27 protein-coding genes are annotated in these 24,804 nt (G+C 61.9%); 22 read left to right on the top strand and 5 right to left on the bottom strand.

Translation table 11 applies throughout. The features are described from left to right. Positions 1–61 precede the first annotated feature (61 nt). Positions 62–1,318: a cyclopropane-fatty-acyl-phospholipid synthase family protein gene (locus FJ943_RS07065; protein WP_140664383.1), complete on the bottom strand. Its 1,257-nt coding sequence runs from the start codon at positions 1,316–1,318 to the stop codon at positions 62–64. Further along, positions 1,315–1,515 (bottom strand): hypothetical protein, encoded by a 201-nt coding sequence (locus FJ943_RS30230; RefSeq protein ID WP_348642081.1) that lies wholly within the window; start codon positions 1,513–1,515, stop codon positions 1,315–1,317. The genes FJ943_RS07065 and FJ943_RS30230 overlap by 4 nt, the downstream gene beginning before the upstream one ends. A 137-nt stretch (positions 1,516–1,652) precedes the next feature. Between FJ943_RS30230 and FJ943_RS30130 the strand changes: the two genes are divergently transcribed. From FJ943_RS30130 to FJ943_RS07040, 6 genes are all read left to right on the top strand, one after another. Then, on the top strand, positions 1,653–1,787 hold the full coding sequence (locus FJ943_RS30130; RefSeq protein WP_023773660.1) for a hypothetical protein: 135 nt from the start codon (positions 1,653–1,655) through the stop codon (positions 1,785–1,787). A 169-nt stretch (positions 1,788–1,956) separates the two neighbouring features. Next, positions 1,957–2,247 carry a Dabb family protein gene (locus tag FJ943_RS07060; protein ID WP_015317942.1) on the top strand — a complete coding sequence of 97 codons (291 nt, stop codon included), beginning with the start codon at positions 1,957–1,959 and terminating at the stop codon, positions 2,245–2,247. A gap of 149 nt (positions 2,248–2,396) precedes the next feature. Next, positions 2,397–3,278: a VOC family protein gene (locus tag FJ943_RS07055; protein WP_140720508.1), complete on the top strand. Its 882-nt coding sequence runs from the start codon at positions 2,397–2,399 to the stop codon at positions 3,276–3,278. Beyond that, positions 3,275–4,117 (top strand): 3-deoxy-8-phosphooctulonate synthase, encoded by an 843-nt coding sequence (gene kdsA / locus FJ943_RS07050; protein WP_140664385.1) that lies wholly within the window; start codon positions 3,275–3,277, stop codon positions 4,115–4,117. Before FJ943_RS07055 ends, kdsA begins: the two co-directional genes overlap by 4 nt. Before the next feature lie 77 nt (positions 4,118–4,194). Next, the gene (locus tag FJ943_RS07045) at positions 4,195–4,398 is read left to right on the top strand and encodes a dodecin family protein (RefSeq protein WP_015317939.1); all 204 of its coding nucleotides are present in this window, start codon (positions 4,195–4,197) and stop codon (positions 4,396–4,398) included. Positions 4,399–4,482: 84 nt separating this feature from the next. Next, positions 4,483–4,848, top strand: coding sequence for a PRC-barrel domain-containing protein (locus FJ943_RS07040; RefSeq protein WP_015317938.1), 366 nt, complete (start codon positions 4,483–4,485; stop codon positions 4,846–4,848). Positions 4,849–4,906: 58 nt separating this feature from the next. Here the strand turns inward: FJ943_RS07040 and FJ943_RS30125 are convergent, their stop codons facing one another. Next, positions 4,907–5,032 (bottom strand): hypothetical protein, encoded by a 126-nt coding sequence (locus tag FJ943_RS30125; protein WP_140619584.1) that lies wholly within the window; start codon positions 5,030–5,032, stop codon positions 4,907–4,909. Positions 5,033–5,229: 197 nt separating this feature from the next. On the opposite strand from FJ943_RS30125, the gene eno reads away from it, so the two are divergent. The 11 genes from eno (at position 5,230) to FJ943_RS06980 (ending at position 15,477) form a co-directional block, all read left to right on the top strand. Next, on the top strand, positions 5,230–6,504 hold the full coding sequence (eno, locus tag FJ943_RS07030; protein WP_140720506.1) for a phosphopyruvate hydratase: 1,275 nt from the start codon (positions 5,230–5,232) through the stop codon (positions 6,502–6,504). Between the two features lie 149 nt (positions 6,505–6,653). Further along, on the top strand, positions 6,654–6,977 hold the full coding sequence (locus FJ943_RS07025; protein ID WP_140619588.1) for a septum formation initiator family protein: 324 nt from the start codon (positions 6,654–6,656) through the stop codon (positions 6,975–6,977). A 191-nt stretch (positions 6,978–7,168) separates the two neighbouring features. Then, a complete protein-coding gene (pdhA, locus tag FJ943_RS07020; protein ID WP_140619590.1) occupies positions 7,169–8,206 on the top strand; it encodes a pyruvate dehydrogenase (acetyl-transferring) E1 component subunit alpha in 1,038 nt (345 codons plus the stop codon). A gap of 14 nt (positions 8,207–8,220) precedes the next feature. Continuing rightward, positions 8,221–9,651, top strand: a complete 1,431-nt coding sequence (locus tag FJ943_RS07015) for a pyruvate dehydrogenase complex E1 component subunit beta (RefSeq protein WP_015317933.1) — start codon at positions 8,221–8,223, stop codon at positions 9,649–9,651. 18 nt (positions 9,652–9,669) lie between these two features. Continuing rightward, the gene (locus tag FJ943_RS07010; protein WP_140720505.1) at positions 9,670–11,016 is read left to right on the top strand and encodes a pyruvate dehydrogenase complex dihydrolipoamide acetyltransferase; all 1,347 of its coding nucleotides are present in this window, start codon (positions 9,670–9,672) and stop codon (positions 11,014–11,016) included. A gap of 14 nt (positions 11,017–11,030) precedes the next feature. Next, positions 11,031–11,444: a hypothetical protein gene (locus tag FJ943_RS07005; RefSeq protein WP_140720503.1), complete on the top strand. Its 414-nt coding sequence runs from the start codon at positions 11,031–11,033 to the stop codon at positions 11,442–11,444. Positions 11,445–11,448: 4 nt separating this feature from the next. Further along, positions 11,449–12,084 carry an SGNH/GDSL hydrolase family protein gene (locus tag FJ943_RS07000; protein WP_140720502.1) on the top strand — a complete coding sequence of 212 codons (636 nt, stop codon included), beginning with the start codon at positions 11,449–11,451 and terminating at the stop codon, positions 12,082–12,084. A gap of 15 nt (positions 12,085–12,099) precedes the next feature. Continuing rightward, the gene (lpdA, locus tag FJ943_RS06995; RefSeq protein WP_140720500.1) at positions 12,100–13,548 is read left to right on the top strand and encodes a dihydrolipoyl dehydrogenase; all 1,449 of its coding nucleotides are present in this window, start codon (positions 12,100–12,102) and stop codon (positions 13,546–13,548) included. A 99-nt stretch (positions 13,549–13,647) separates the two neighbouring features. Then, positions 13,648–13,905 (top strand): GlsB/YeaQ/YmgE family stress response membrane protein, encoded by a 258-nt coding sequence (locus FJ943_RS06990; RefSeq protein WP_015317928.1) that lies wholly within the window; start codon positions 13,648–13,650, stop codon positions 13,903–13,905. 137 nt (positions 13,906–14,042) lie between these two features. After that, on the top strand, positions 14,043–15,008 hold the full coding sequence (gene lipA, locus FJ943_RS06985) for a lipoyl synthase (RefSeq protein WP_015317927.1): 966 nt from the start codon (positions 14,043–14,045) through the stop codon (positions 15,006–15,008). Between the two features lie 10 nt (positions 15,009–15,018). Continuing rightward, complete coding sequence (locus tag FJ943_RS06980; protein ID WP_015317926.1) at positions 15,019–15,477, top strand: type II toxin-antitoxin system RatA family toxin; 459 nt, start codon at positions 15,019–15,021, stop codon at positions 15,475–15,477. On the opposite strand, the gene FJ943_RS06975 is transcribed toward FJ943_RS06980, so the two are convergent. Then, positions 15,453–15,962: a CinA family protein gene (locus tag FJ943_RS06975; RefSeq protein ID WP_140720499.1), complete on the bottom strand. Its 510-nt coding sequence runs from the start codon at positions 15,960–15,962 to the stop codon at positions 15,453–15,455. The two genes, FJ943_RS06980 and FJ943_RS06975, sit on opposite strands and share 25 nt — an antisense overlap. Beyond that, on the bottom strand, positions 15,959–17,188 hold the full coding sequence (locus FJ943_RS06970; protein WP_140720497.1) for a bifunctional 2-C-methyl-D-erythritol 4-phosphate cytidylyltransferase/2-C-methyl-D-erythritol 2,4-cyclodiphosphate synthase: 1,230 nt from the start codon (positions 17,186–17,188) through the stop codon (positions 15,959–15,961). The genes FJ943_RS06975 and FJ943_RS06970 overlap by 4 nt, the downstream gene beginning before the upstream one ends. Before the next feature lie 140 nt (positions 17,189–17,328). On the opposite strand from FJ943_RS06970, the gene dusB reads away from it, so the two are divergent. The 5 genes from dusB (at position 17,329) to FJ943_RS06945 (ending at position 24,719) form a co-directional block, all read left to right on the top strand. After that, the gene (gene dusB, locus FJ943_RS06965) at positions 17,329–18,357 is read left to right on the top strand and encodes a tRNA dihydrouridine synthase DusB (RefSeq protein ID WP_140720495.1); all 1,029 of its coding nucleotides are present in this window, start codon (positions 17,329–17,331) and stop codon (positions 18,355–18,357) included. After that, positions 18,354–19,496 (top strand): nitrogen regulation protein NR(II), encoded by a 1,143-nt coding sequence (locus FJ943_RS06960; RefSeq protein ID WP_140720493.1) that lies wholly within the window; start codon positions 18,354–18,356, stop codon positions 19,494–19,496. The genes dusB and FJ943_RS06960 overlap by 4 nt, the downstream gene beginning before the upstream one ends. Continuing rightward, positions 19,493–20,953, top strand: coding sequence for a nitrogen regulation protein NR(I) (ntrC, locus tag FJ943_RS06955; protein WP_023783973.1), 1,461 nt, complete (start codon positions 19,493–19,495; stop codon positions 20,951–20,953). Before FJ943_RS06960 ends, ntrC begins: the two co-directional genes overlap by 4 nt. Positions 20,954–21,082: 129 nt before the next feature. Further along, positions 21,083–23,368 carry a PAS domain-containing sensor histidine kinase gene (locus FJ943_RS06950; protein ID WP_015317920.1) on the top strand — a complete coding sequence of 762 codons (2,286 nt, stop codon included), beginning with the start codon at positions 21,083–21,085 and terminating at the stop codon, positions 23,366–23,368. Then, positions 23,358–24,719, top strand: a complete 1,362-nt coding sequence (locus FJ943_RS06945) for a sigma-54 dependent transcriptional regulator (protein ID WP_015317919.1) — start codon at positions 23,358–23,360, stop codon at positions 24,717–24,719. Before FJ943_RS06950 ends, FJ943_RS06945 begins: the two co-directional genes overlap by 11 nt. The last annotated feature ends 85 nt before the right edge of the window (positions 24,720–24,804 follow it).

The raw sequence follows: 24,804 nt of genomic DNA, 5'->3' as shown, positions 1-24,804 counted from the left end.
ACAAGATCCAGCGCATCGATGGAAATGCCGCCCGCAAAAGGAAGTCGACGTGCGTACCCAGCTACGCCTTGTAGACCACCTGGCGCACATCGATGTAGCTGGCTCGGAAGCCGGCTTCGCAATAGTGCAGGTAGAACTCCCAGAGTTTCTTGAAACGATCGTCGAAACCGAGCGGTACGATTTTCTCCCAGGACCCTCGGAAACGCTGGCGCCATTCGGCAAGCGTACGGGCATAGTCCTCGGGGAAAACGCGTTCGCGCAGATGGGCAAGGCCGTGCGCGGCGCCAAGTGATTTCAAGATGGACGGCGTCGGCAGCATGCCGCCCGGGAAGACGTAGCGCTGGATGAAATCCGGCCTGGCGCGATAGGTGTCGTAGGCGGCTTCGTTGATGGTGATGATCTGCAGCCCAGCCATGCCGCCGGGCTTTAGGCAGTCCTTCATCTTGGAGAAGAACACCGGCCAGTATTTCTCGCCGACCGCCTCGAACATCTCGATCGAGGCGATGCGATCGTAGGTGCCCGTTTCGTCGCGGTAATCCTGCAACTTGATGTCGACCTTTTCGGCAAGGCCGGCCTTGGCGATGCGCGCCTTGGCGAAGTCGTGCTGCTCGCGGCTGATGGTCAATCCGGTAACCCGGCAACCGATTTCGCGTGCCGCGAATTCGGCAAAGCCGCCCCAGCCGCAGCCAATCTCCAGCACATGATCTTTCCCGCCTATGCCGGTGTCCCTGGCCAGCGCCCGGTATTTGGCGGCCTGGGCGCTCTCGAGATCGTTGACGCCATTGGCGTAAAGCGCCGAGGAATAGGTCATGCTCGGGTCAAGCCATTCCTTGTAGAAGGCGTTGCCGAGATCGTAGTGCGCCGAGATATTACGCTTCGATCCGGTGCGTGTGTTCTCGTTGAACCAGTGACGGATGCGCTGGACTGTGTTGATGAGCCAGCTGGCGCCGCCGGCAACCCTTTCACCGAAGGCGGAGTTGACCACGAATAATTCCAGGAAGCTGGTGACGTCAGGGCTTTCCCAATCGCCGTCCATATAGGATTCGGCAACACCAATTGTGCCGCCGGAAAAGGCGCGGCCCGGCAGGCGCCAGTTCTTGAGCACCAGTTCGGCATCGGGCCCCGGCGCCTTTCCGCCGACGAGAACGGCGCGGCCGTCCGGCATCCAGACTTTCAGCGAACCGCGCGGCAGGTTCATCGCCGCCGACAGCACCATGCGCGCCTTGGCCGGCAGGCCCTTGACGATCTCGGCGAAATTGAACTCGTCGAGCCTGACCGCGTCGCCCGGCGCTATGCCATGATGTTCCCCGTGTGTCATTCCAAGCCCCTGGATCTCCGTGGTGCCGGCGCGATCGCCGAGCCGCGGTTCTCTTGGTTCATCCGCCGGTTCGACCGCCATTGCCTGGTCCCGGTAGTTTGCGGATCCGGCGACAGGCGGGCTCGAACGAAGCGCGCGCCCCTTAGCCAGAGCTTCAGCGCTTCCCGATGAATGCCTGCGCCAATCTTCCACGCCATGAGGCGGAACTTCAAGAGGCATGCCAAGAGCTGGACTGTGCCACGCGGGCGGCTGGCATCCGCCGCCTTGCGGCAGGCTGCTGCCCGAAATCGAAAACGTCTATGGCAGCCGCTGCGCTAGTGCGATAGCTTTAGCCATGCGTTATGTGATTGTCATTGCCGCCATCGCGTTCTTCCTGATCTGGGACGGTCTCTACAATCAGGGCCGGTATCTCGACGTCACGGTCAGGGAACTCTCCCATGTCGTGCGCTACGTCACCGGAAAAGCCTGATATCCCCTCTTGAGATAGCAGCCTGGCGCCTCATTTGAGGTGCTCACCGGCGTGAGACGAGGTCCAGCCCGATCGAGGCGCGTCGCAAGGACGCGTGGCGCCATGACCGGTTGACGCAAAGAGACCGCCGTCACAAAAGACCCCGACATTTCAGATCGAGGAGGCGGGATTGATCCGGCATATCGTTTTCTTCAGCGCGCGCCGCAAGGAAGATGTGGAAGCAGTTCGCACCGGACTGCTGGCGCTTGGGGACATTCCTCATTCCAGTCTCTTCGAGGTCACGTTGAACACCAAGGTCGACCCGCTGTCGGATGAAGTCGATGTCGTCGTCTACGCGGAATTTGCCGATGACGCGGCGCTGGCAGCCTACAAGTCGCATCCGCTCTATGCGCAGACCACCAGCAAGGTCAAACCATTGCGCGAGCTGCGCTATTCCGCTGATGTCGTCGCTGGAAGCTGATCCCGTGCCGGGGATAGCCTCATGTCAAGTCGAGTTGCGGCGGAAGGGAAAAGTCCACGACTGTTCCAGGTGGTTGTTGCGGGGCCGCCGCCGGCGGCATTGCGATCAAGTCTTGAACCGATCTTCCGAATGATGCACATCGCGCTTCCATGACCTCGTCAGGCATTCATCCGCTCGATCATCTGGTTCTGCCGACGCAGAGCCTCGATGTGGCGCGTGCCCGGCTCAACGCCCTTGGCCTCGTCGTCGCTCCGGCCGGAATCCATCCGTTTGGCACGGAAAACTGCTGCGTTTTCCTCGCCGACGGCACCTATCTGGAGCCGCTTGCGATCGGCCGTGAACAGGCTGCGACAGAGGCGGCTGCCGAGGGCAATGTCTTCGTTGCGCGCGATCGCCTCTATCGCGAAAGCCGTGGCAACGAGGGATTTTCCGCGGTGGTCCTCGGCACGGACAATGCCGATGACGACCATGAACGCTATGTCGAAGCGGGTCTGTCGGCGGGAGACAAGCTGAGCTTCTCCCGAGCCTTCACAGACACGGCGGGCAAAAGCGATACGGCGTCATTCAAGCTCGCCTTTGCCGCGGCTCTCGGCCAAACGGACGCATTTCTTTTTGCCTGTCAGCGCATCAACGCGCCGAGAGTGGACCGAGGAGCCTTGCAGGCTCACCCCAATGGGGTCGACGGAATTGTCGAGGTGATTGCAATCAGCAGCGCTTCCGCCGAGCAGCATCGGCTGATTTCAGTGGCGGTCAATGATCAGGCCGCCGATGCGCACGACGGCGTTTTTCATCTGCCGAACGCGGTCTTGACCGTGCTGGACACCGCCGCTTTCACGGCGAGATTCGGCATACCGGCCGGTACGCCATCAGAATTGCACTTCGCCGCCGTGGTTTTTTCGATCCGCGACATTGGCGCCACCGCAGGTCTGCTTGCGGCCAATGCCGTCCAGCACGATATGTCGGGCAATGACATCATCGTGCGGCCGGCATTTGGGCAGGGCGCAGCCTTCATCTTTCGGGAGATCCCATGAGCAACCCCCTGGCGCCCAATTCGTCAGTAACCGTCGGCAACGTCGTCTTCGACAATGCGGGCCCCCTGGCGCTGATCGCCGGCCCTTGCCAGTTCGAATCGCGCCAGCATGCCTTCGACATGGCCGGCACGCTGAAGGAGCTGACCGGCAGGCTCGGCATCGGCCTCGTCTACAAGACGAGTTACGACAAGGCCAATCGCACCTCGCTGTCGGCAACGCGGGGTGCTGGCATGGACGCCGCGCTTCCCGTCTTCGACGAGTTGCGCAAGGAATTCTCGCTTCCCGTGCTGACCGATGTCCACACCGAGGAACAGTGCGCGATCGTGGCGCCGCATGTCGACGTGCTGCAGATTCCGGCCTTCCTGTCGCGCCAGACCGATATGCTGGTCGCCGCCGCGAGGACGGGCAAGGTCATCAATGTGAAGAAGGGGCAATTCCTCGCGCCCTGGGACATGAAGAACGTCGTCGCCAAGATCACCGGCTCGGGCAATGCCAATGTGCTGACCACCGAGCGCGGCGCTTCTTTCGGCTACAACACGCTGGTGTCGGATATGCGGGCGCTGCCTGTCATGGCCGAGATCGGCGCCCCGGTGATTTTCGACGCCACCCATTCGGTGCAGCAGCCGGGCGGGCAGGGCGGATCGTCTGGCGGGGAGCGCCGCTTTGTCGAGACGCTGGCCCGCGCGGCCGTTGCCGTCGGCGTTGCCGGCGTCTTCATCGAGACCCACCAGGACCCCGACAATTCGACTTCCTCCGACGGTCCCAACATGCTGCCGCTAAAGGATATGCCGGCACTGCTGGAAAGGCTGATGGCCTTCGACAGGATTGCAAAGGGCTGAAAAGCCAATGTCTTGTAGCGGATAAGCCCCGGTTCTAGGCTCGTCCGGCAAATGAGCGCTTTGGCAGGAGGAAGCCAATGTCCGTCGCCCGCGTCACCGAAATCACCTCGTCGTCCAGGAAAAGCTTTCAAGATGCCATCGAGAAGGGAATTGCGCGCGCCGCGAAGACCCTGAAGAACGTCGAAGGCGCCTGGATCCAAGACCAGAAGATCGTCGTCGAGGATGGCAAGATCGCAGCCTATCGCGTCAATATGAAGGTGACTTTCATCCTCGCGGAGTGATTGGGCAGCCGCCAAAAAAGTCGGGAACTTTCGCCCGCGCCCCTCATTGTCAAAGTGCGGATTAACGACAACGAGGAGCAAACAATGACGACGCAAACAGGCCACACCGAAGCCATTGCCGCTTCGCGAGTCATCGGCACGACCGTCTACAACACCCAAGGCGACAGCATCGGCAGCATCGAGGACGTCATGCTCGACAAGACGTCGAACGGCATCATGTTCGCGGTGATTGGATTTGGCGGCTTTCTCGGCATTGGCGAGAAGTACCACGCCATCCCCTGGGCAAGCCTCGACTATGATGAGGCAAGGGGCGGCTATGTCATCCCCTTCTCCAAGGAACAGCTGAAGGCAGCGCCTGCCCATTCCATCAACGAACTGGCCGGCGCGGATGGCGAGAGCGCGCGCGACGAGTCATACGAATATTACAAGGTCGCGCCCTACTGGCATTGACGCCACAATCGAAAAAGGGGGTCGTTTCCACGGCCCCCTTTTTGATTCAAATGCAACGCTACTCGCTGATGTGCAAAGCCGGCAAAGACGCAATAGCCTTTGGCGGCGACTGCTGGTTGTCGCATGACGTCAGGAACGCCGCGGCGATCAGGAACAGACTGACAATACCGCTCAACTCAGACATGGCGAACCCCTCCTGTTTCGCCCCGCGATAACATTCCTAACCCGAAATGCGCGTCCGGTGGCATGACTTATGATGACAGGAAATTGCGCTTCGTGAATCGGGCGGGCGGCACTATTCGATCAGGCCCCGATTGCCTTTTGCGTCGCTTTGGCTAAGACGGGCGCGACGTTTTCTCCAGATCAATCGAGGACATCGCAATGACCGCCATCATCGACATTGTCGGGCGTGAAATCCTGGACAGCCGTGGAAACCCGACCGTCGAGGTCGATGTTGTTCTCGAAGACGGTTCGATGGGCCGCGCCGCGGTGCCGTCGGGTGCCTCCACCGGCGCCCACGAAGCCGTCGAGCTTCGCGACGGCGGCGCCCGCTACCTTGGCAAGGGCGTGCTCAGGGCCGTCGAGGCGGTCAATGGCGAATTGTTCGAGGCGATCGGCGGCATGGAAGCCGAAAACCAGATCCATATCGATCAGACCATGATTGAGCTTGATGGCACGCCCAACAAGAGCCGGCTTGGCGCCAACGCCATCTTGGGCGTTTCGCTGGCGGTCGCGAAGGCCGCGGCCGATGCAGCCGGGCTGCCGCTCTACCGCTATGTCGGCGGCACCAAGGCGCATGTCCTGCCCGTGCCGATGATGAACATCATCAATGGTGGCGCGCATGCCGACAATCCGATCGACTTCCAGGAATTCATGATCCTGCCGGTCGGTGCGTCGACGCTGCGCGAAGGCGTGCGCTGGGGCTCGGAAATCTTCCACACGCTGCGCAAGAAGCTGAAGGATGCCGGCCACAACACCAATGTCGGCGACGAGGGCGGCTTCGCCCCGAACCTGAAGAGCGCGCCGGTGGCGCTCGACTTCATCATGGAGTCGATCGAGAAGGCCGGATTCAAACCAGGTGAAGAGATCGCGCTCGGCCTCGATTGCGCCGCGACCGAGTTCTTCAAGGACGGCAACTATGTCTATGAGGGCGAGAAGAAGACGCGCGATCCCAAGGCGCAAGCCAAGTACCTCGCCAAGCTCGCGGCCGACTATCCGATCATCTCGATCGAGGATGGCCTTGCCGAGGACGATTGGGAAGGCTGGAAGTACCTGACCGACCTGATCGGCAAGAATACGCAGCTCGTTGGTGACGATCTCTTCGTCACCAACACGGCGCGCCTGCGCGACGGCATCCGCATGGGCGTCGCCAACTCGATCCTGGTCAAGGTCAACCAGATCGGCTCGCTGACCGAGACGCTGGATGCGGTCGAGACCGCGCACAAGGCTGCCTACACCGCCGTCATGTCGCACCGTTCGGGCGAAACCGAGGATTCGACCATCGCCGATCTCGCCGTCGCCACCAATTGCGGGCAGATCAAGACCGGCTCGCTGTCGCGCTCCGACCGCATGGCCAAATACAACCAGCTGATCCGCATCGAGGAAGAACTCGGCAAGCAGGCGCATTATGCCGGCAAGTCCGTGATCAAGGGCTGATCCGGCCGCACATCGTTGATACGGAGAGGGCGGGACATCCCGCCCTTTTTCATTTCAGGCCGGCATGGCGGTCTCCCGTAACCGTCCGTTAAGCACAATCAGGCGAAAAGACTTCGAGCCGTTTGAGTTCGCGGCACGGGGAATCGGTTATGTGGACGCGTCAGCACAAGCAGAGAAACACCGGCCGGCTGATCATTCCCTCGCTGTGCGTGCTGTTCCTGGCTTATTTCGGCTTCCATGCCTATCACGGTGAATTCGGCATCAATTCGAAATACAAGCTTGAGGCCGAGACGGTTGCGTTGCAGGGTCAGCTCGATGCGATCAAGGCACGCAGGATGGAACTCGAGCGGCGCGTCAAGCTCATGCATGACGGCACGCTGGAGAAGGACATGCTGGACGAGCAGGCGCGCAAGGCACTCAATCTGTCGCAGGCCGACGAGATCACCATCATGCTGCCGGCTCCGGCGAAGTAACCAATTTCAGGTTAATCACCAATATTTTCAATGATTTTAATTGCTTAGGCGCATGCCAGCTATGCAATTTCGACATGGCGGAACGCCTTTCTACGTGTTAGCCTCCCATAAATCGAAGGGGAGGGCGATCTCCCCGGAGCAGTTTGATCTTGCTCCAGTGTCCGCAAAGAGACGCCAACAGGGAGTGATGCATGGCCACCGCAGCCAGAAAAGCGCCTGCCAAATCGAAATCCGACGGCAAATCCGGTCTATCAGCACCCAAGCCTGTTGACTTCACCAAGGACGAAGAGCTTGCCGCCTACCGGCATATGCTGCTCATCCGTCGCTTCGAGGAGAAGGCCGGCCAGCTCTACGGCATGGGCTTCATTGGCGGTTTCTGTCACCTCTATATCGGCCAGGAAGCGGTCGTCACCGGCATGAAGATGGCGCTGATCGACGGCGACCAGATGATCACGGCCTATCGCGATCACGGCCACATGTTGGCGATGGAGCTGTCGCCGCGTGGCGTGATGGCCGAGCTGACCGGACGCCGCGGCGGCTTGTCCAGGGGCAAGGGCGGCTCCATGCACATGTTCTCCAAGGAGAAGCATTTCTATGGCGGTCACGGCATTGTCGGTGCGCAGGTGTCGCTTGGAACAGGTCTGGCTTTTGCCAACCGCTACCGCGACAACAACAATGTCTCGCTGACCTATTTCGGCGACGGTGCCGCCAACCAGGGCCAGGTCTACGAAAGCTTCAACATGGCCTCGCTGTGGAAGCTGCCGGTGATCTACATCATCGAGAACAACCGCTACGCCATGGGCACCTCGGTGTCGCGCTCTTCGGCGGAAACCAATTTTTCGCATCGTGGCGCGTCGTTCAAGATTCCGGGCATCCAGGTCGACGGCATGGATGTGCGTGCGGTGAAGGCGGCTGGCGATCTGGCTACCGAGTGGTGCCGTGCCGGCAATGGGCCGATCATTCTCGAAATGCAGACTTATCGCTATCGCGGCCACTCGATGTCTGACCCGGCGAAATATCGCTCCAAGGAAGAAGTCCAGAAGATGCGCTCCGATCATGATCCGATCGAGCAGGTCAAGGCGCGGCTCATCGAGAAGAAGTGGGCGACCGAGGACGAACTCAAGACCGTCGACAAGGAGGTTCGCGACATCGTCGCCGACGCCGCCGAATTTGCCCAGCACGACGCGGAGCCGGATCCGTCCGAGCTCTGGACCGATATCGTATTGTAAGGGAGGGCCAGGACATGCCGATCGAAATTCTCATGCCCGCCCTCTCGCCGACCATGGAAGAGGGCAATCTTTCCAAGTGGTTGAAGAACGAGGGCGACAAGGTCGTCGCCGGCGACGTCATTGCCGAGATCGAAACCGACAAGGCGACGATGGAAGTCGAAGCCGTCGACGAAGGTACGCTGGGCAAGATCCTGATCGCCGCCGGCACCGAAGGCGTCAAGGTCAACACGCCGATCGCCGTTCTGCTGCAGGATGGCGAAAGTTCTGGCGACATCGACAAGGCCTCCAAGGCGGCTCCCGCCTCGACGCAAGACGCGGTGTCAACTGGTGGGCAGCGCGCCGACGCGGCCGAGGAAGGCTCGCAACGGGCGCCGCAGGATGCTGGAGAGGCGCCGAAAGCCTCCGTCCCCGCCGCCCCGGTGGTCAACCTCGCTGCCGATCCGGACATTCCTGCCGGCACCGAAATGGTCTCGACCACGGTGCGCGAGGCGCTGCGTGATGCCATGGCCGAGGAAATGCGCCGCGACGGCGATGTCTTCGTCATGGGTGAGGAAGTCGCCGAATACCAGGGCGCCTACAAGATCACACAGGGCTTGCTGCAGGAATTTGGGCCGCGGCGCGTCGTTGACACGCCGATTACCGAGCATGGTTTTGCCGGCGTTGGTGTCGGCGCGGCGATGGCTGGGCTGAAGCCGATCGTCGAGTTCATGACCTTCAACTTCGCCATGCAGGCGATTGACCAGATCATCAACTCCGCCGCCAAGACGCTTTATATGTCGGGCGGCCAGATGGGCGCGCCGATCGTGTTCCGCGGGCCAAATGGCGCGGCGGCCCGCGTCGCGGCGCAGCACTCGCAGTGCTATGCCGCCTGGTACAGCCACATTCCAGGCCTGAAGGTCGTGATGCCGTATACGGCCGCCGACGCCAAGGGCCTGCTCAAGGCAGCGATCCGCGATCCGAACCCGGTCATCTTCCTCGAGAATGAAATCCTCTACGGCCAGTCCTTCGACGTTCCGAAGCTGGACGACTTCGTGCTGCCGATCGGCAAGGCGCGCATCCACAAGGCAGGCAAGGATGTCACCATCGTCTCCTTCGGCATTGGCATGACCTATGCGGTCAAGGCTGAAGCCGAGCTGCGCGGCATGGGGATCGACGCCGAGATCATCGACCTCAGGACTATCCGTCCGCTCGATCTCGACACCGTCATCGCCTCGGTCAAGAAGACCAACCGGCTGGTCGTGGTCGAAGAAGGCTACCCGCAGAATTCGGTTGGCGACCACATCGCCAACCAGGTCTCGCAGCGCGCCTTCGATTTCCTCGACGCACCGGTCATCACCATTGCCGGCAAGGACGTGCCGATGCCTTATGCGGCGAACCTCGAAAAACTGGCTTTGCCGAATGTCGGCGAGGTCATCGAGGCCGTCAAAGCCGTCGCATATCGCTGAACCGGGTGGGAGGACAATATGCCAATCAACATCACCATGCCGGCGCTCTCGCCCACTATGGAAGAGGGCAATCTTTCCAAGTGGCTGGTCAAGGAAGGCGACAAGATTTCGCCCGGCGACGTGATCGCCGAGATCGAAACCGACAAGGCGACGATGGAGGTCGAAGCCGTCGATGAGGGCACGGTTGCCAAGCTCGTCGTGCCGGCCGGAACCGAAGGGGTCAAGGTCAACGCGCTGATCGCGGTGCTTGCGGCGGAAGGCGAAGATGCCGGCGCCGCGGCGAAAAGCGGCGGCGCCACACCGGCGAAAGCCGAAGCTCCGAAAGCCGAAGCGCCGAATGCTGAAGCGCCAAAGGCCGAGGCCGAGGCCCCAAAGGCGCAGGCGGCTCCGGCCGCCAATGGCAACGCGGCTGGCGACCGCACCTTTGCATCGCCGCTTGCCCGCCGTATCGCCAAGGACGCCGGCGTCGACGTCTCTGCGGTCACCGGCACCGGCCCGCACGGCCGCGTGGTCAAGGCTGACGTAGATGCCGCGATTGCCGGTGGTGGCGCCAAGGCGGCACCGGCTGCCAAGGCTCCGGCCGGCGCGCCTGCCTCCGCCCCGGCGGTAAAGGCGATGTCGGACGAGCAGGTGCTGAAACTGTTCGAGGAAGGCTCCTACGAACTCGTCCCGCACGACAATATGCGCAAGACCATCGCGCGGCGCCTGGTCGAAGCAAAAACCACCATCCCGCATTTCTATCTGACGCTCGACTGCGAACTCGACGCGCTGCTGGCTTTACGCACTCAGCTCAATGCCGCGGCACCGGTGAAGAAGACCGACAAGGGCGAGGCTCCCGCCTACAAGCTGTCGGTCAACGACATGGTCATCAAGGCGATGGCGATGGCCTTGAAGGCGGTGCCGGATGCCAATGCCTCATGGACCGAGAGCGCCATGGTCAAGCACAGGCATGCCGATGTCGGCGTCGCCGTTTCGATCCCCGGTGGCCTGATCACGCCGATCATCCGGCATGCCGATGAAAAGACGCTGTCGGTCATCTCCAACGAGATGAAGGACCTGGCCAGCCGCGCCCGCAGCCGCAAGCTGAAGCCGGAAGAATATCAAGGCGGCACGACCGCCGTCTCCAATCTCGGCATGTTCGGCATCAAGGACTTTGCCGCCGTCATCAACCCGCCGCATGCGACGATCCTGGCGGTCGGCGCGGGCGAGGAGCGGGCGGTGGTCAGGAACGGCGAGATCAGAATAGCCACCGTGATGTCGGTGACGCTGTCAACCGACCATCGTGCGGTTGATGGCGCGCTGGGGGCCGAACTGCTGGTCGCCTTCAAGAAGCTGATCGAGAATCCGATGGGCATGCTGGTCTAGGAAAGGGAAAGGCTGTGCGGATATTCTTCACCAGCCTTTTCGCCTTTTTGATTTCCGGCTTGGCCGGCGGCCTTATCGCGCAATGGTTGGCTGTCGCCACCGGCGCCGAGGAAGAATACATCATCGTCTTCATGTTCTCGGTGCTGGTGACTTTTGTCGTCACCTTCATCTTCTTCGTTGCGCAATTGACGAACGATCCGGTCGCGGCCGTCGCCAGCGCAGGCAAGTGGACGCTGATTGCCTTTGTGGCGCTTCTCGTCCTGCTGGTCGCGCTGATCCTCTACAGCGACAGCAGCGCCGCGGTGGTCAGGAAAGACATACCGGTGGTTGCCGGTCTCGGTCTGCCGGGCCTGGTGACGATCGTCATCCATTGGTTGTTCGTACGCTGGCGCGTGAAGCGCGGCGTGGCCGACACAAAGGCAGGTTGAACGGATGAAGACGGTGCTTTGTTACGGCGACTCGCTGACCTGGGGCTACAATGCCGAAGGCGGCCGTCATGCGCTTGGGGATCGCTGGCCAAGCGTGCTGCAAGCAGGCCTCGGCGAAGGCGTTCAAGTCGTCGCCGAGGGGCTCAATGGCCGCACCACCGCCTTCGACGATCATCTGGCCGGGGCCGATCGCAACGGCGCGCGGCTGCTGCCGGCGGTGTTGACGACGCATGCGCCGATCGACCTGATCGTCATCATGCTCGGGGCCAATGACATGAAGCCATGGATCCATGGCAACCCGGTTGCCGCCAAGCAAGGCATCCAGCGGCTGATCGATATCGTGCGTGGCCACGACTATCCGTTCGACTGGCCGGCACCGCAGATCCTGATCGTTTCGCCGCCTCTTGTCAGCCGCACCGAAAATGCCGACTTCAGGGAGATGTTTGCCGGCGGCGATGAGGCCTCGAAGCAGCTTGCGCCGCAATACGCCGCACTCGCCGACGAGGTCGGCTGCGGCTTCTTCGACGCTGGCACGGTGGCGCAAACAACACCTCTCGATGGCGTCCACCTCGATGCCGAGAATACGCGAAACATTGGCGAGGCGCTGACGCCGGTCGTGCGCGTCATGCTGGAATTGTGATTGAAGGAGAAACCCGTGGCTGAGAACTATGACGTCATCATCATCGGCTCCGGCCCCGGCGGCTATGTCACCGCGGTGCGTTCCGCCCAGCTCGGCTTCAAGACGGCGATCGTCGAGCGCGAGCATCTGGGCGGCATCTGTCTGAATTGGGGCTGTATTCCGACCAAGGCGCTGCTGCGGTCGGCCGAGATCATGCATTATTCCGATCATCTGAAGGATTATGGCCTGAAGCTCGATGGCGGCAAGATCAGTGCCGATACCGCCGCCGTCGTCGATCGGTCGCGAAAAGTGTCGCTCAGGCTCAATGGCGGCGTCGCCTTTCTGATGAAGAAGAACAAGGTCGACGTCATCTGGGGTGAGGCCAAGCTGACAAAACCAGGCGAGATCGTCGTCTCCAAGACGGCCAAGAAGCCGATGGAGCCGCAGCCTCCAGTGCCGAAAGGCGTCAAGGGCGAGGGCACCTACACCGCCAAGCACATCATCCTGGCGACCGGCGCCCGGCCGCGCGCTCTGCCCGGCATAGAGCCGGACGGCAAGCTGATCTGGACTTATTTCGAAGCCATGGTGCCGAAGGAGATGCCGAAGTCGCTGCTGGTGATGGGCTCAGGCGCTATCGGCATCGAATTCGCCTCCTTCTATCGCACAATGGGCGCCGAGGTCACGGTGGTCGAGCTGCTGCCGGCGGTGATGCCGGTCGAGGACGCCGAGGTCTCGAAATTCGCGCAAAGGCAGTTCGAGAAGCAAGGCATGAAGATCATCCTCGAGGCCAAGGTAACCAAGGTCGAGAAGGGGACGAACTCGATTACCGCGCATGTCGAGATGAAAGACGGCAAGGTCGAGAAGATCACCGCCGATCGCATGATCTCGGCCGTTGGCGTCCAGGGCAATATCGAGAACCTCGGCCTTGAAGCACTCGGTGTTAAGACCGAGCGCGGTTGCGTGGTCATCGACGGTTATGGCAAGACCAATGTGCTTGGTATCTACGCCATCGGCGATGTCGCCGGTCCGCCCATGCTTGCTCACAAGGCCGAGCACGAGGGCGTCGTGTGCGTCGAGAAGATCGCGAACTTCCCCGGTGTTCACGCCACGGACAAGCTCAAGATCCCTGGTTGCACCTACTGCAATCCGCAGGTCGCCTCGGTTGGACTGACGGAAGCAAAAGCCAAGGCCGAGGGCAAGGATATCCGCGTCGGCCGCTTCCAGTTCGGGGCCAACGGCAAGGCCATCGCGCTTGGCGAAGACCAGGGCTTCATCAAGACCATCTTCGACAAGAAGACCGGTCAGTTGCTCGGCGCACACATGGTCGGCGCCGAAGTCACGGAACTGATCCAGGGTTTTGTCGTGGCGATGAACCTCGAAACCACCGAGGAAGAGCTGATGCACACCATCTTCCCGCATCCGACGCTGTCCGAGATGATGAAGGAAAGCGTGCTCGACGCCTATGGCCGCGCCTTGAACGCATGATAGATTCCCCGCGGGAGACTCAGCTGTCAAAGCCGTGGGATCTCGACGGCGAGGCAGTTCGTTTCCGAATGCATTTTTACTGGCGCAAGGAGAAGGCATATGCACTTGAACGGCGTGGGCTGGATCGCAGCAATCATTATCGGCGGCCTGGCAGGCTGGTTGGCCGAAATGGTCATGAAGAGCAACACCGGCATATTCATGAACATTATCATGGGCATCGTTGGCGCGGTGGTGCTGAACGCAGTCTTGCAGGCGCTCAACATCGGCGTGTTCGGCGTCGGCTGGACCGCCTATCTGATCACCGGCTTCATCGGTGCCTGCCTGCTGATCTGGGTAGGTCGCCTGTTGCGCCGTTAGTCGATATCGTTTTCGGCTATGCGAAAACGGTTGTAGCGGCATGCGCCGCTGCAGCCTTTTTCTTTGTCCCGAAAAGTCCTAGATGACGTTAAGGTGACGATCGCCGACGGGCGGTCGCAAGAAAGGCCAGGGTTCAGATGGTCACTGTCCTCGACACGATCGCCAACGCGCCGCGGCTGCGGCATCCCGAGAAGGCCCACAAGCCCGACCAGGAGGTATTGCGCAAGCCGGACTGGATCCGCGTCAAGGCGCCGGTGTCGAAGGGATATGCCGAGACACGGGAGATCGTGAAATCGCACAAGCTGGTGACGGTATGCGAAGAGGCCGGTTGCCCGAACATCGGTGAGTGCTGGGAAAAGAAGCACGCCACCTTCATGATCATGGGCGAGATATGCACGCGCGCCTGCGCCTTCTGCAATGTCGCCACTGGCATCCCGACCGCACTCGACTCCGACGAGCCCGCGCGTGTCGCGCATGCCGTCAAGCAAATGGGCCTCAGCCACGTCGTCATCACCTCCGTTGACCGCGACGATCTCGACGATGGCGGTGCGCAGCACTTCGCCGATGTCATCCGTGCGATCCGGGCGGCAACGCCTCTGACGACGATCGAAATCCTGACGCCCGATTTCCTGCGCAAGGAAGGCGCGCTGGAGATCGTCGTGGCGGCCAGGCCCGATGTCTTCAACCACAACCTCGAAACCGTGCCGTCGAATTATCTCAAGGTCCGGCCGGGCGCCCGCTATTTCCACTCGATCCGGCTGCTGCAGCGGGTCAAGGAACTCGATCCGTCGATTTTCACCAAGTCCGGCATCATGGTCGGCCTTGGCGAGGAGCGGAACGAAATCCTGCAATTAATGGACGATCTGCGTTCGGCCAATGTCGACTTCATGACCATCGGCCAATACCTGCAGCCGTCGAAGAAGCACCACCCGGTGATCCGCTTCGTCACGCCGGAGGAATTCAAGTCCTTCGAGACGATCGGCAAGACCAAGGGTTTCCTGCTGGTGGCATCGAGCCCGCTGACACGCTCTTCGCACCATGCCGGCGACGATTTCGCCCGGCTGCGCGCCGCGCGCGAAGCGCAGCTCCAGAAATTGATCTAACGCCGGTTTCATGCCGAAATTCGAAGCCACCCGACGCGTCGCCCACACGCCTGAGCAGATGTTCGCGCTGGTCGCCGACATCGAAACTTACCCGCAATTCCTGCCGCTTTGTGAAGCGTTGGCGGTCCGCTCGCGCAAGGAGCGTGACGGCCGCACCATCCTCGTGGCCGACATGAGCATCGGCTATAAGGCGATCCGGGAGACTTTCACGACGCAGGTGCTGCTCAAGCCCGACGAACATGCCATCGACGTGAAGTATATTGACGGCCCGTTCAAATATCTGAGCAATGTCTGGCGGTTCGAGCCGGATGGTGCCGGTTGTGCCGTGCGCTTCTTCATCGACTATGAATTCAAGAGCCGCATCCTGGGTGCGCTGATGGGCACGATGTTCGATCGTGCCTTCCGCATGTTCGCCGAAGCTTTTGAAAAGCGCGCCGACATCATCTACGGCAAGAAACCGGCGGCCTGACTCTCGCCAAGCGCCTTCAAGCCGATCTCAAGTGCATGATGGACCGTTTCCCGGCGGATGAAGTCACGGCCATTGTCGGCAAACAGCTTGCGTTCAGCCGTCACGGGTCGGCCGTTCACCGCAACGCCAAACCAGACCAGCCCGACCGGCTTTTCCCTGGAACCGCCACCCGGACCGGCAATGCCGGTGACGGCCAGCGCCAGCCCGGCACGCGAACGGGCGAGCGCTCCGGCGGCCATCTCGATGGCTGTCTCGCGGGAGACCGCACCATGCACGTCGAGCGTGGCGGCGCGAACGCCGAGCATGTCCATCTTGGCTTCATTGGAATAGGTGATGAAGCCGCGATCGACTACGGCGGAAGAACCGGCAATGTCGGTCAGCGCGGCGATGATCATCCCGCCGGTACAGCTTTCCGCGGTCGCCAGCATGATGCCGCGCTCCCGGCACGCCTCAAACAGGGCGGTTGCCAGTTCGCTGTTGGTCATTCCGGAACCTCGCCTGGAAACACCACACTGGCGGTGGCGATCGCCGCGATACCTTCCTCGCGGCCGACAAAGCCGAGCTTCTCGTTGGTTGTCGCCTTGACCGAGATGCGGTCGGCGGAAATGCCCAGCATCTGCGAAAGGACTGATGTCATCGCCTCGCGGTGCGGGCCGACGCGCGGCGCCTCGCAGATCAGCGTGATATCGGCATTGGCGATGCGTCCGCCGCGCTCGCGCACCAGTCTTGCCGCATGTTCGACGAATATCCGCGATGCAGCGCCTTTCCACTGCGGATCGGATGGAGGAAAGTGCGTGCCGATATCGCCGGCCCCGCAGGTCGCCAGCAGCGCGTCGGTCAGGGCGTGCAGGCCGACATCCGCGTCGGAATGGCCCGACAATTTCCTGTCATGCGGGATGGCGACGCCACAAAGCGTAACATGGTCGCCGGGCTCGAACGCGTGGACATCATAGCCATTGCCGGTGCGTATGTCGGGAAAGTGTGTCCGCTCGCTGGAAAGTCGCTGGTGCGCCATGGCGATGTCCCGTGCCCATGTGAGTTTGACATTGTCGGGCGATCCAGGAACGAGCTTCACCGGCATTTGCATCCATTCGGCGATCGACGCGTCGTCGGTAAAGTCGGATTTGCCGCTGTTATAGGCTTGCTCATGCATCGTCATGATCGCGAGGAAGGGAAAGCCTTGCGGCGTTTGCGCCGCGTGCAGCCCGCTCCGTGGCACCGTTTCGCCGACCATGCCGGTCGCCGATTCGCGTTTCAGTGTGTCGGCGACCGGCAGGGCGGGAAGCGCGCCTTCACGTTCGCCGATGGCCGCGATGGTGCGGTCGATCAGATCCATGTCGACAAAGGGGCGCGCGGCGTCGTGGATGAGGACCTTGTCCGGCGCGTAGCTTCTCAGCGCCTGTAGCCCGAGCCGAACCGAATCCTGCCTGGTGGCGCCTCCGGCAATTGCCGTTACCCGATCCGCATCGGTTCCGACAGCTTGCTGAAAAAGCTCGCGGTCTTCGGCATGGATGGCCACGACGACCCGGCCGATGAGCGGGTGCGCCAGAAAAATGTCTATGACACGAGCGATGACGGCGCGTCCGCCAATTCGTTGATATTGCTTAGGACCATCGGCTTGTCCGGCGCGCGCGCCGCGGCCGGCCGCGACGATAACCACCGCGACTTTGCCACCCGGATCCGGAGCCTGATTTTCGGTTGCGCCAGTCATGCAGTCCGGTCCTAATCGCGGCCAAGGCCGAAGGCCAGCATTTTCCCAATTGCGCCTTAATGTGGCGTCATTCCGCGTTGCACATTTCTCTCGATCTGGCTAGAGAATGTGCAACGAATGGACGTGCTTGGTTTTTGTGCATGGTTAACTTGACCGGATTGGCCCAGTCTCTCGACGTCGGCGGCGTCAGAATACGCAACCGCGTCTTCCTCGCGCCAATGTCGGGGATCACGGACGAGGCGTTCAGGCAGCGCGCCCATGGGCATGGCGCAGGCCTGGTGGTGTCCGAAATGGTGGCCAGCGGCGAACTCGCCAAGGGCAGGGCGGGTTGTGGTCTGCGGATACGCCATTCCGGGCTGCCCGTCCACATGGTGCAGCTTGCCGGGCGCGAGGCCATGCATATGGCCGAAGGCGCGCGGATCGCCGCCGGCGAGGGCGCCGACATCATCGACATCAATATGGGCTGCCCGGCCAAGAAGGTCACCGGTGGCTATGCCGGTTCGGCATTGATGCTGGACCTCGACCACGCGCTCTCGCTGATCGAGGCCGTGGTAGGCGCGGTCAAGGTGCCGGTGACGGTCAAGATGCGGCTGGGTTGGGACGAAGGCGCACTCAACGCTCCTGTCCTGGCGCGCCGGGCCGAGCAGGCGGGCGTCAGGATGGTCACGGTCCATGGCCGCACACGCTGTCAGTTCTACCAGGGCAAGGCGGACTGGCGCGCCATCGCTCGCGTCAAGGAGGCTGTCTCCATTCCGGTCGTCGCCAATGGCGATGTCTGCTCCCCAAGCGAGGCAGCCGCCGTTCTCGAACAGTCCGGCGCCGATGCATTAATGGTCGGCCGCGCCCATTATGGCGCGCCGTGGGTCGCCGGCGGCATCGCTGCGGCTGCCGCCGGGACATTTTCGCCCGGCATTCCCGAGACCCCGCAAGCGCTTACCGATTATGTCGTCGCCCACTACGAGGACATGCTGGCGCTTTACGGCATCGAGAGCGGCCTGCGCCAGGCGCGCAAGCATCTGGGCTGGTATCTCGATCGACATGCCGGGGGTGTCGCTGGCGAGAGTAGGAAAGCGATATTGACCGCGTCCGAACCGGCCCGCGTCATTGCCTTGCTGCGTGACGTGTTTTCGCGCGACCCGCAAACCTTGAACCTGCGGAGCGCCGCATGACCGCAATTCCTGGCCAAGGCGTTGAAATGGCGGATGCTGCCCAGATCGTACTAAACACGATCCGCCGCCCGGTGATCATGATCAGCGAGGAAGGCTTCATCACCTTTGCCAATGCCGATGCCGAGGACTTCTTTCGCTCCAGCGCGACCATGCTGGCGCGCAACACCCTGTCCAAGCTCATACCCTTCGGCAGTCCGCTGCTTACACTGGTCGACCAGGTGCGCGAGCGCCGCGCGCCCGTCAACGAATATCGGGTCGACGTTTCGTCGCCGCGCCTCGGCATCGAAAAGGTCGTCGATCTCTATGTCGCGCCGGTGCCGGAGTTTCCGGGCTCCGTCGTGGTCATGTTCCAGGAGCGGTCGATGGCCGACAAGATCGACCGGCAGATGACGCATCGCGGCGCGGCGCGCTCGGTGACCGGTCTGGCGGCGATGCTGGCGCATGAGATCAAGAACCCGCTCTCCGGCATCAGGGGGGCGGCTCAGCTGCTCGAGCTGTCCGCTTCCGATGAGGATCGCGCGCTGACGCGGCTGATCACCGACGAGACGGACCGTATCGTATCGCTGGTCGACCGCATGGAGGTGTTTTCCGACGAGCGGCCGATCGACCGCTATCCCGTCAACATCCATGTGGTGCTCGATCACGTGAAAGCGATCGCAAAGAACGGTTTCGCTAGGAAAATCAAGATACTGGAGGACTATGATCCATCATTGCCTCCGGTGTTTGCCAATCGTGATCAGCTGATCCAGGTGTTCCTTAATCTGATCAAGAACGCCGCCGAGGCAATCGGTAGCGACCCCCAGGGCGAGATCGTGCTGTCCACCGCCTTCCGGCCCGGTATTCGCGTTTCGGTTCCGGGGACGCAGGACCGCGTGTCGCTGCCGCTGGAGTTCTGCGTGCGCGACAATGGTTCCGGCGTGTCGGAGGATATCCTGCCGATCCTGTTCGATCCCTTCATCACCACCAAGCCGAACGGCTCGGGGCTCGGGCTGGCGCTGGTCGCCAAGATCGTCGGTGAACATGGCGGCATCATCGAATGCGATTCGACGCCGCGCGCGACAACATTCCGGGTCCTCATGCCGGCCTGGAAGGAAACGGCGCTTGGCGCTGATCAAGACGGTGAAGGAGACCGCAAATGACCGTTCGCGGCAATATTCTGGTCGCCGACGACGATGCTGCGATCCGCACCGTTCTCAATCAGGCCCTGTCGCGTGTCGGTCACGAGGTGCGCGTCACCTCCAACGCGTCGACCCTGTGGCGCTGGGTCGCGGCCGGCGAGGGTGATCTCGTCATCACCGACGTCGTGATGCCGGACGAGAACGCTTTCGACATGCTGCCGCGCATCAAGAAGGCGCGGCCGGAACTGCCTGTCATCGTCATGAGCGCCCAGAATACCTTCATGACGGCGATCCGCGCTTCCGAAACGGGCGCCTATGAATATCTGCCGAAGCCCTTCGATCTGACCGAACTCCTCAACATCGTCAACCGCGCTTTGTCCGAGCCCCGGCGGCCGAAGATCGATGCCAGGCAAGAAGAGCCGCCCGAAACGATGCCGCTGGTCGGCCGTTCGGCGGCCATGCAGGACATCTACCGCATGCTGGCGCGCATGATGCAGACCGACCTGACGGTGATGATTTCGGGCGAATCGGGCACCGGCAAGGAACTGGTGGCACGAGCGCTGCATGAATATGGGCGCCGTCGTGGCGGCCCGTTCGTTGCCATCAACATGGCGGCTATCCCGCGCGACCTTATTGAATCGGAACTGTTCGGTCACGAGAAGGGCGCCTTCACCGGCGCGCAGAGCCGCTCGACTGGCCGTTTCGAGCAGGCGGAGGGCGGCACGCTGTTCCTTGACGAGATCGGCGACATGCCGATGGAGGCGCAGACGCGCTTGCTGCGCGTCCTGCAGCAGGGCGAGTACACGACTGTCGGCGGCCGCACGCCGATCAAGACCGATGTGCGCATTGTCGCCGCCACCAACAAGGACCTGCGTACGCTGATCAACCAGGGCCTCTTCCGCGAGGATCTTTTCTACCGTCTCAATGTCGTGCCGCTCAGGTTGCCGGCCTTGCGCGAACGCTCCGAGGATGTGCCCGATCTGGTGCGCCATTTCTTCAAGCTCGGCGAAATGGAGGGGCTGCAGACCAAGCGCATCTCTTCCGGGGGCATCGAACTGATGAAGCGCTATCCCTGGCCAGGCAATGTGCGCGAGCTGGAAAACCTGGTCCGCAGGCTCGCCGCGCTTTATTCGCAGGACGAGATTTCCGCCGAGATCATCGAGACGGAGCTCAAGACGGGCGAACGCCCCGTGGTCCCGGGTGGCGGCAACCTCATTCCCGACGATCTTTCCATCGGGCAGGCGGTGGAGCACTTCCTGCAGCGCTATTTCGCCTCCTTTGCGGGCGAATTGCCGCCTGCCGGTCTGTACGAGCGTATCTTGTCCGAAGTCGAATATCCGTTGGTGCTGGCTTCGATGACGGCAACCCGCGGCAACCAGATCAAGGCCGCTGAGCTCCTGGGACTCAACCGCAACACCCTGCGCAAGAAGATTCGCGAATTGGGCGTCAACGTTTACAAGTCCTCCCGCCAGACCTGAGCCCGCGCTGCATACAGGATCTTTTCAGGGGACCGACCGGGGAAAGAGTCCTGTAGTTGTCACACTTGTTGCATAATCGCCACAATGCGTTGCATAGATCGGACGCAATCACTGGCTCTAGACGGCGACATGGCTCCGCAGACACCTGTACTCAACAAACCGCTCTTCAGCGAACCTGGCGCGCGCGACGGGCGCCGGCTGCTGGCACTCCCCGGCGTGGTGGCGGTCGTCGGTGCCTTGGTCATGGCGGCTATTTCGTTCGCCATCCTGGTCGGTGCGACACCGATTGCGCCTGACGCCAAAACGACCTGGGCGCTGATCGCTCTCAACGCCGCCTTCGTGCTCTTCCTCATCGCGCTGGTTGGACGCGAGGTGCATCGCATCGTCATGGCGCGCCGGCATGGCAAAGCGGCTTCTCGGCTGCATGTGCGCATCGTTGCCATGTTCGCTCTCGTTGCCGCCATTCCCGCCATCATGGTGGCGATCATCGCCTCGATCACGCTCGATATCGGCCTTGATCGCTGGTTCGAAATTCGCACCAAGACGATCGTCAATTCGTCCCTGTCGATCGCCGACGCCTATGTGCAGGAGAACGCGCGCAACCTGCAGGGTACGACGTTGTCGATGGCCTACGATCTCGATGCGTCGCGAACGCTCTACGGCCTCGATCGCACCGGCTTTCTCGATCTCATGAACAAGGAAGCCGTGGGGCGCTCGCTGGCGCATGCCGCCCTGATCAAGCCCGATGGCTCCTTCGTCATGAGCGCCAAGACCGATGCCGATTTCGCCATGCCGGAACCGCCGGAAGGAGCGGTGGCCACCGCCACCGACGGCAAGCCGGTGCTGATCGAGCCGCGCACGCGCAACATCATGGGCGCCATCGTCAAGCTGCGCGAGCTCGATGGCCTCTATCTCTACACCATCCGTCTGGTCGACCCCGAGGTGATCAAGGCGCGGCAGATCGTCAGGTCCAACACCGACGAGTATCGCAATCTCGAGGACAACAGGCGTACCTCGCAAGTGGCGTTTGCGCTGCCCTATCTGTCGCTGACCCTGATCATCATCCTATCGGCAATCTGGACCGGCATAGCTGTTGCCGACCGGCTCGTGCGGCCGATCCGTCAGCTGATCGGCGCTGCCGACGAAGTCGCGACCGGCAATCTCGACGTCGCGGTGCCGGTGCGGCCATCCGATGGCGATGTCGCCTCGCTCGGCGACACGTTCAACAAGATGCTGCTGGAGCTCAAATCACAACGCAACGAGATCCTGTCGGCGAAGGACCTGATCGATGAGAGGCGGCGTTTTTCCGAAGCCGTGCTTGCCGGCGTCACCGCCGGCGTCATCGGCGTCGACCCTTACGGCATCATCACCATCGTCAATCGTTCTGCCGAATCGATGCTGGCCGTTTCCGCCAGCGCGGCACTTGGGCAGAATCTTTCCGCGATCCTGCCGCATGTCGGCCGCGTCTTCGAGATCGGCCGTAAATCCGGCAAGCCGGTCTACCGCGAACAGGTGACCTTCTATCGCGCCGGCGCCGAGCGGACCTTCAATGTGCAGGTCACCATCGAGGCAGGCGACGACGGCTCGGAGGAAAAATCCTATGTCGTGACCGTCGACGACATCACCGATCTGGTTCAGGCCCAGCGCTCATCCGCTTGGGCCGACGTGGCGCGGCGCATCGCCCACGAGATCAAGAATCCGCTGACGCCGATCCAGCTTTCCGCCGAACGCATCAAGCGCCGCTACGGCAAGGTCATCACCGAAGACCGCGAGGTTTTCGACCAGTGCACCGACACCATTATCCGGCAGGTGGAGGATATCGGCCGCATGGTCGACGAGTTCTCGGCTTTCGCGCGCATGCCAAAGCCCGAGATGAAGGCCATCGACCTGCGCGAATCGCTGCGCGAGGCTTCCTTCCTGGTCGAAGTCAGCCGCGCCGACATCACCTTCGAGCGGATATTCGGCAACGAGCCGCTCAAGGGCACGTTCGACAGCCGGCTGATGGCCCAGGCTTTCGGCAATGTGATCAAGAATGCCGCCGAGGCGATCGACGGACTGGAACATAAGGACGGTTCGCACGGCATAATCCGGATTCAAGCCGGCCGTCAGAATGGCGCGATTCGCATCGATGTCATCGACAATGGCAAAGGCCTGCCGCGCGAGAATCGCCAACGGTTGCTGGAGCCCTATATGACCACGCGTGAAAAGGGCACCGGGCTTGGTCTCGCTATCGTCAAGAAGATCGTGGAGGACCATGGCGGCAGGCTGGAACTCCATGACGCGCCTGCGGATTTCCACGGCGGGCGCGGCGCGATGATCAGCATCATCCTGCCGCCTGCAACCAGCGCGCTGCCGCGCGGCGAAACCAAGGCGGACCACGAAAGAGAAACTGAAAAGGTCGATAATGGCGTCTGATATTCTCATCGTCGATGACGAGGAAGACATCCGCGAACTCGTCGCGGGCATCCTGAGTGACGAGGGTCACGAAACCCGTACGGCATTCGATGCCGACAGCGCACTGGCGGCTATCGCCGACCGAGCACCGAGGCTGATCTTCCTTGATATCTGGCTGCAGGGTTCGCGTCTGGACGGCTTGGCGCTGCTCGACGAGATCAAGACCATGCACCCGAACCTGCCGGTAGTGATGATTTCAGGCCACGGCAACATCGAAACGGCGGTTTCCGCCATCCGTCGCGGCGCCTATGATTTCATCGAAAAGCCGTTCAAGGCCGACAGGCTGATCCTCATTGCCGAACGCGCACTCGAGACCTCGAAACTGCGCCGCGAAGTTTCCGACCTCAAGCTGCGCAGCGGCGAGACTTTCGATTTGATCGGCATGTCCTCGGCGATGAGCCAGTTGCGCCAGACCATCGAGCGTGTCGCGCCGACCAACAGCCGGGTGATGATCGTTGGCCCTTCCGGATCGGGCAAGGAACTGGCCGCCCGCGCCATTCATACGCTGTCGACGCGCAAGGGCGGGCCGTTCGTGACACTGAGCGCCGCCAATATCACGCCTGAACGCATGGAGATCGAACTGTTCGGCACCGAATCGAACGGGGTCGAACGCAAGGTGGGGGCGCTGGAGGAGGCCCATCGCGGCATTCTCTACATCGACGAAGTGGCCGACATGCCGCGCGAGACGCAGAACAAGATTTTGCGCGTCCTGGTCGAACAGCAATTCGAGCGGGTGGGCGGTACTAAGCGGGTCAAGGTCGACGTCCGCATCATTTCCTCGACCTCGCAGAACCTCGAGGCGATGATCGCCGACGGGCGTTTCCGCGAGGATCTCTATCACCGACTCGCCGTGGTTCCGGTCATGGTGCCGGGACTGGCCGAGCGGCGCGAGGACATTCCCTATCTCGTCGACAACTTCATGAAGCAGATCGCCCGCCAGGCTGGCATCAAGCCACGCCGTATCGGCGACGACGCGCTGGCCGTGCTGCAGGCGCACAACTGGCCGGGCAACGTGCGCCAGTTGCGCAACAACGTCGAGCGACTGATGATCCTGGCGCGCGGCGAGGACGTGGACGCGCCGATCACCGCGGATCTGCTGCCGTCCGAAATCGGCGATGTCATGCCGCGCACGCCCAACCAGTCGGACCAGCATATAATGGCGCTGCCGCTACGCGAGGCACGCGAACAGTTCGAAAAGGACTATCTGATCGCCCAGATCAACCGGTTCGGCGGCAACATTTCGAAGACAGCCGAGTTCATCGGCATGGAGCGTTCCGCCTTGCACCGCAAGCTGAAGTCGCTGGGCGTCTGACCCAATCCTCGGTGGCCCACGCGATTGTCCGTTACCTGCACGGCGGAATCGCCTAAACAGGCCGAACCAAATCTCCCGAGGTGAC

Source organism: Mesorhizobium sp. B2-3-10 (genome assembly GCF_006442275.1).
Classification (GTDB): domain Bacteria; phylum Pseudomonadota; class Alphaproteobacteria; order Rhizobiales; family Rhizobiaceae; genus Mesorhizobium; species Mesorhizobium australicum.
This window is presented reverse-complemented; position numbering and strand designations above follow the sequence as displayed.

Excerpts from the sequence above, each read along its gene's own strand:
- FJ943_RS07065 (WP_140664383.1), bottom strand. The coding sequence starts at position 1,318 with ATGACACACGGGGAACATCATGGCATAGCGCCGGGCGACGCGGTCAGG.
- FJ943_RS30230 (WP_348642081.1), bottom strand. The coding sequence starts at position 1,515 with ATGGCGTGGAAGATTGGCGCAGGCATTCATCGGGAAGCGCTGAAGCTC.
- FJ943_RS30130 (WP_023773660.1), top strand. The coding sequence starts at position 1,653 with ATGCGTTATGTGATTGTCATTGCCGCCATCGCGTTCTTCCTGATCTGG.
- FJ943_RS07055 (WP_140720508.1), top strand. The coding sequence starts at position 2,397 with ATGACCTCGTCAGGCATTCATCCGCTCGATCATCTGGTTCTGCCGACG.
- kdsA (WP_140664385.1), top strand. The coding sequence starts at position 3,275 with ATGAGCAACCCCCTGGCGCCCAATTCGTCAGTAACCGTCGGCAACGTC.
- FJ943_RS07045 (WP_015317939.1), top strand. The coding sequence starts at position 4,195 with ATGTCCGTCGCCCGCGTCACCGAAATCACCTCGTCGTCCAGGAAAAGC.
- FJ943_RS07040 (WP_015317938.1), top strand. The coding sequence starts at position 4,483 with ATGACGACGCAAACAGGCCACACCGAAGCCATTGCCGCTTCGCGAGTC.
- FJ943_RS30125 (WP_140619584.1), bottom strand. The coding sequence starts at position 5,032 with ATGTCTGAGTTGAGCGGTATTGTCAGTCTGTTCCTGATCGCCGCGGCG.
- eno (WP_140720506.1), top strand. The coding sequence starts at position 5,230 with ATGACCGCCATCATCGACATTGTCGGGCGTGAAATCCTGGACAGCCGT.
- FJ943_RS07025 (WP_140619588.1), top strand. The coding sequence starts at position 6,654 with ATGTGGACGCGTCAGCACAAGCAGAGAAACACCGGCCGGCTGATCATT.
- pdhA (WP_140619590.1), top strand. The coding sequence starts at position 7,169 with ATGGCCACCGCAGCCAGAAAAGCGCCTGCCAAATCGAAATCCGACGGC.
- FJ943_RS07015 (WP_015317933.1), top strand. The coding sequence starts at position 8,221 with ATGCCGATCGAAATTCTCATGCCCGCCCTCTCGCCGACCATGGAAGAG.
- FJ943_RS07010 (WP_140720505.1), top strand. The coding sequence starts at position 9,670 with ATGCCAATCAACATCACCATGCCGGCGCTCTCGCCCACTATGGAAGAG.
- FJ943_RS07000 (WP_140720502.1), top strand. The coding sequence starts at position 11,449 with ATGAAGACGGTGCTTTGTTACGGCGACTCGCTGACCTGGGGCTACAAT.
- FJ943_RS06990 (WP_015317928.1), top strand. The coding sequence starts at position 13,648 with ATGCACTTGAACGGCGTGGGCTGGATCGCAGCAATCATTATCGGCGGC.
- lipA (WP_015317927.1), top strand. The coding sequence starts at position 14,043 with ATGGTCACTGTCCTCGACACGATCGCCAACGCGCCGCGGCTGCGGCAT.
- FJ943_RS06980 (WP_015317926.1), top strand. The coding sequence starts at position 15,019 with ATGCCGAAATTCGAAGCCACCCGACGCGTCGCCCACACGCCTGAGCAG.
- FJ943_RS06975 (WP_140720499.1), bottom strand. The coding sequence starts at position 15,962 with ATGACCAACAGCGAACTGGCAACCGCCCTGTTTGAGGCGTGCCGGGAG.
- FJ943_RS06970 (WP_140720497.1), bottom strand. The coding sequence starts at position 17,188 with ATGACTGGCGCAACCGAAAATCAGGCTCCGGATCCGGGTGGCAAAGTC.
- dusB (WP_140720495.1), top strand. The coding sequence starts at position 17,329 with ATGGTTAACTTGACCGGATTGGCCCAGTCTCTCGACGTCGGCGGCGTC.
- FJ943_RS06960 (WP_140720493.1), top strand. The coding sequence starts at position 18,354 with ATGACCGCAATTCCTGGCCAAGGCGTTGAAATGGCGGATGCTGCCCAG.
- ntrC (WP_023783973.1), top strand. The coding sequence starts at position 19,493 with ATGACCGTTCGCGGCAATATTCTGGTCGCCGACGACGATGCTGCGATC.
- FJ943_RS06950 (WP_015317920.1), top strand. The coding sequence starts at position 21,083 with ATGGCTCCGCAGACACCTGTACTCAACAAACCGCTCTTCAGCGAACCT.
- FJ943_RS06945 (WP_015317919.1), top strand. The coding sequence starts at position 23,358 with ATGGCGTCTGATATTCTCATCGTCGATGACGAGGAAGACATCCGCGAA.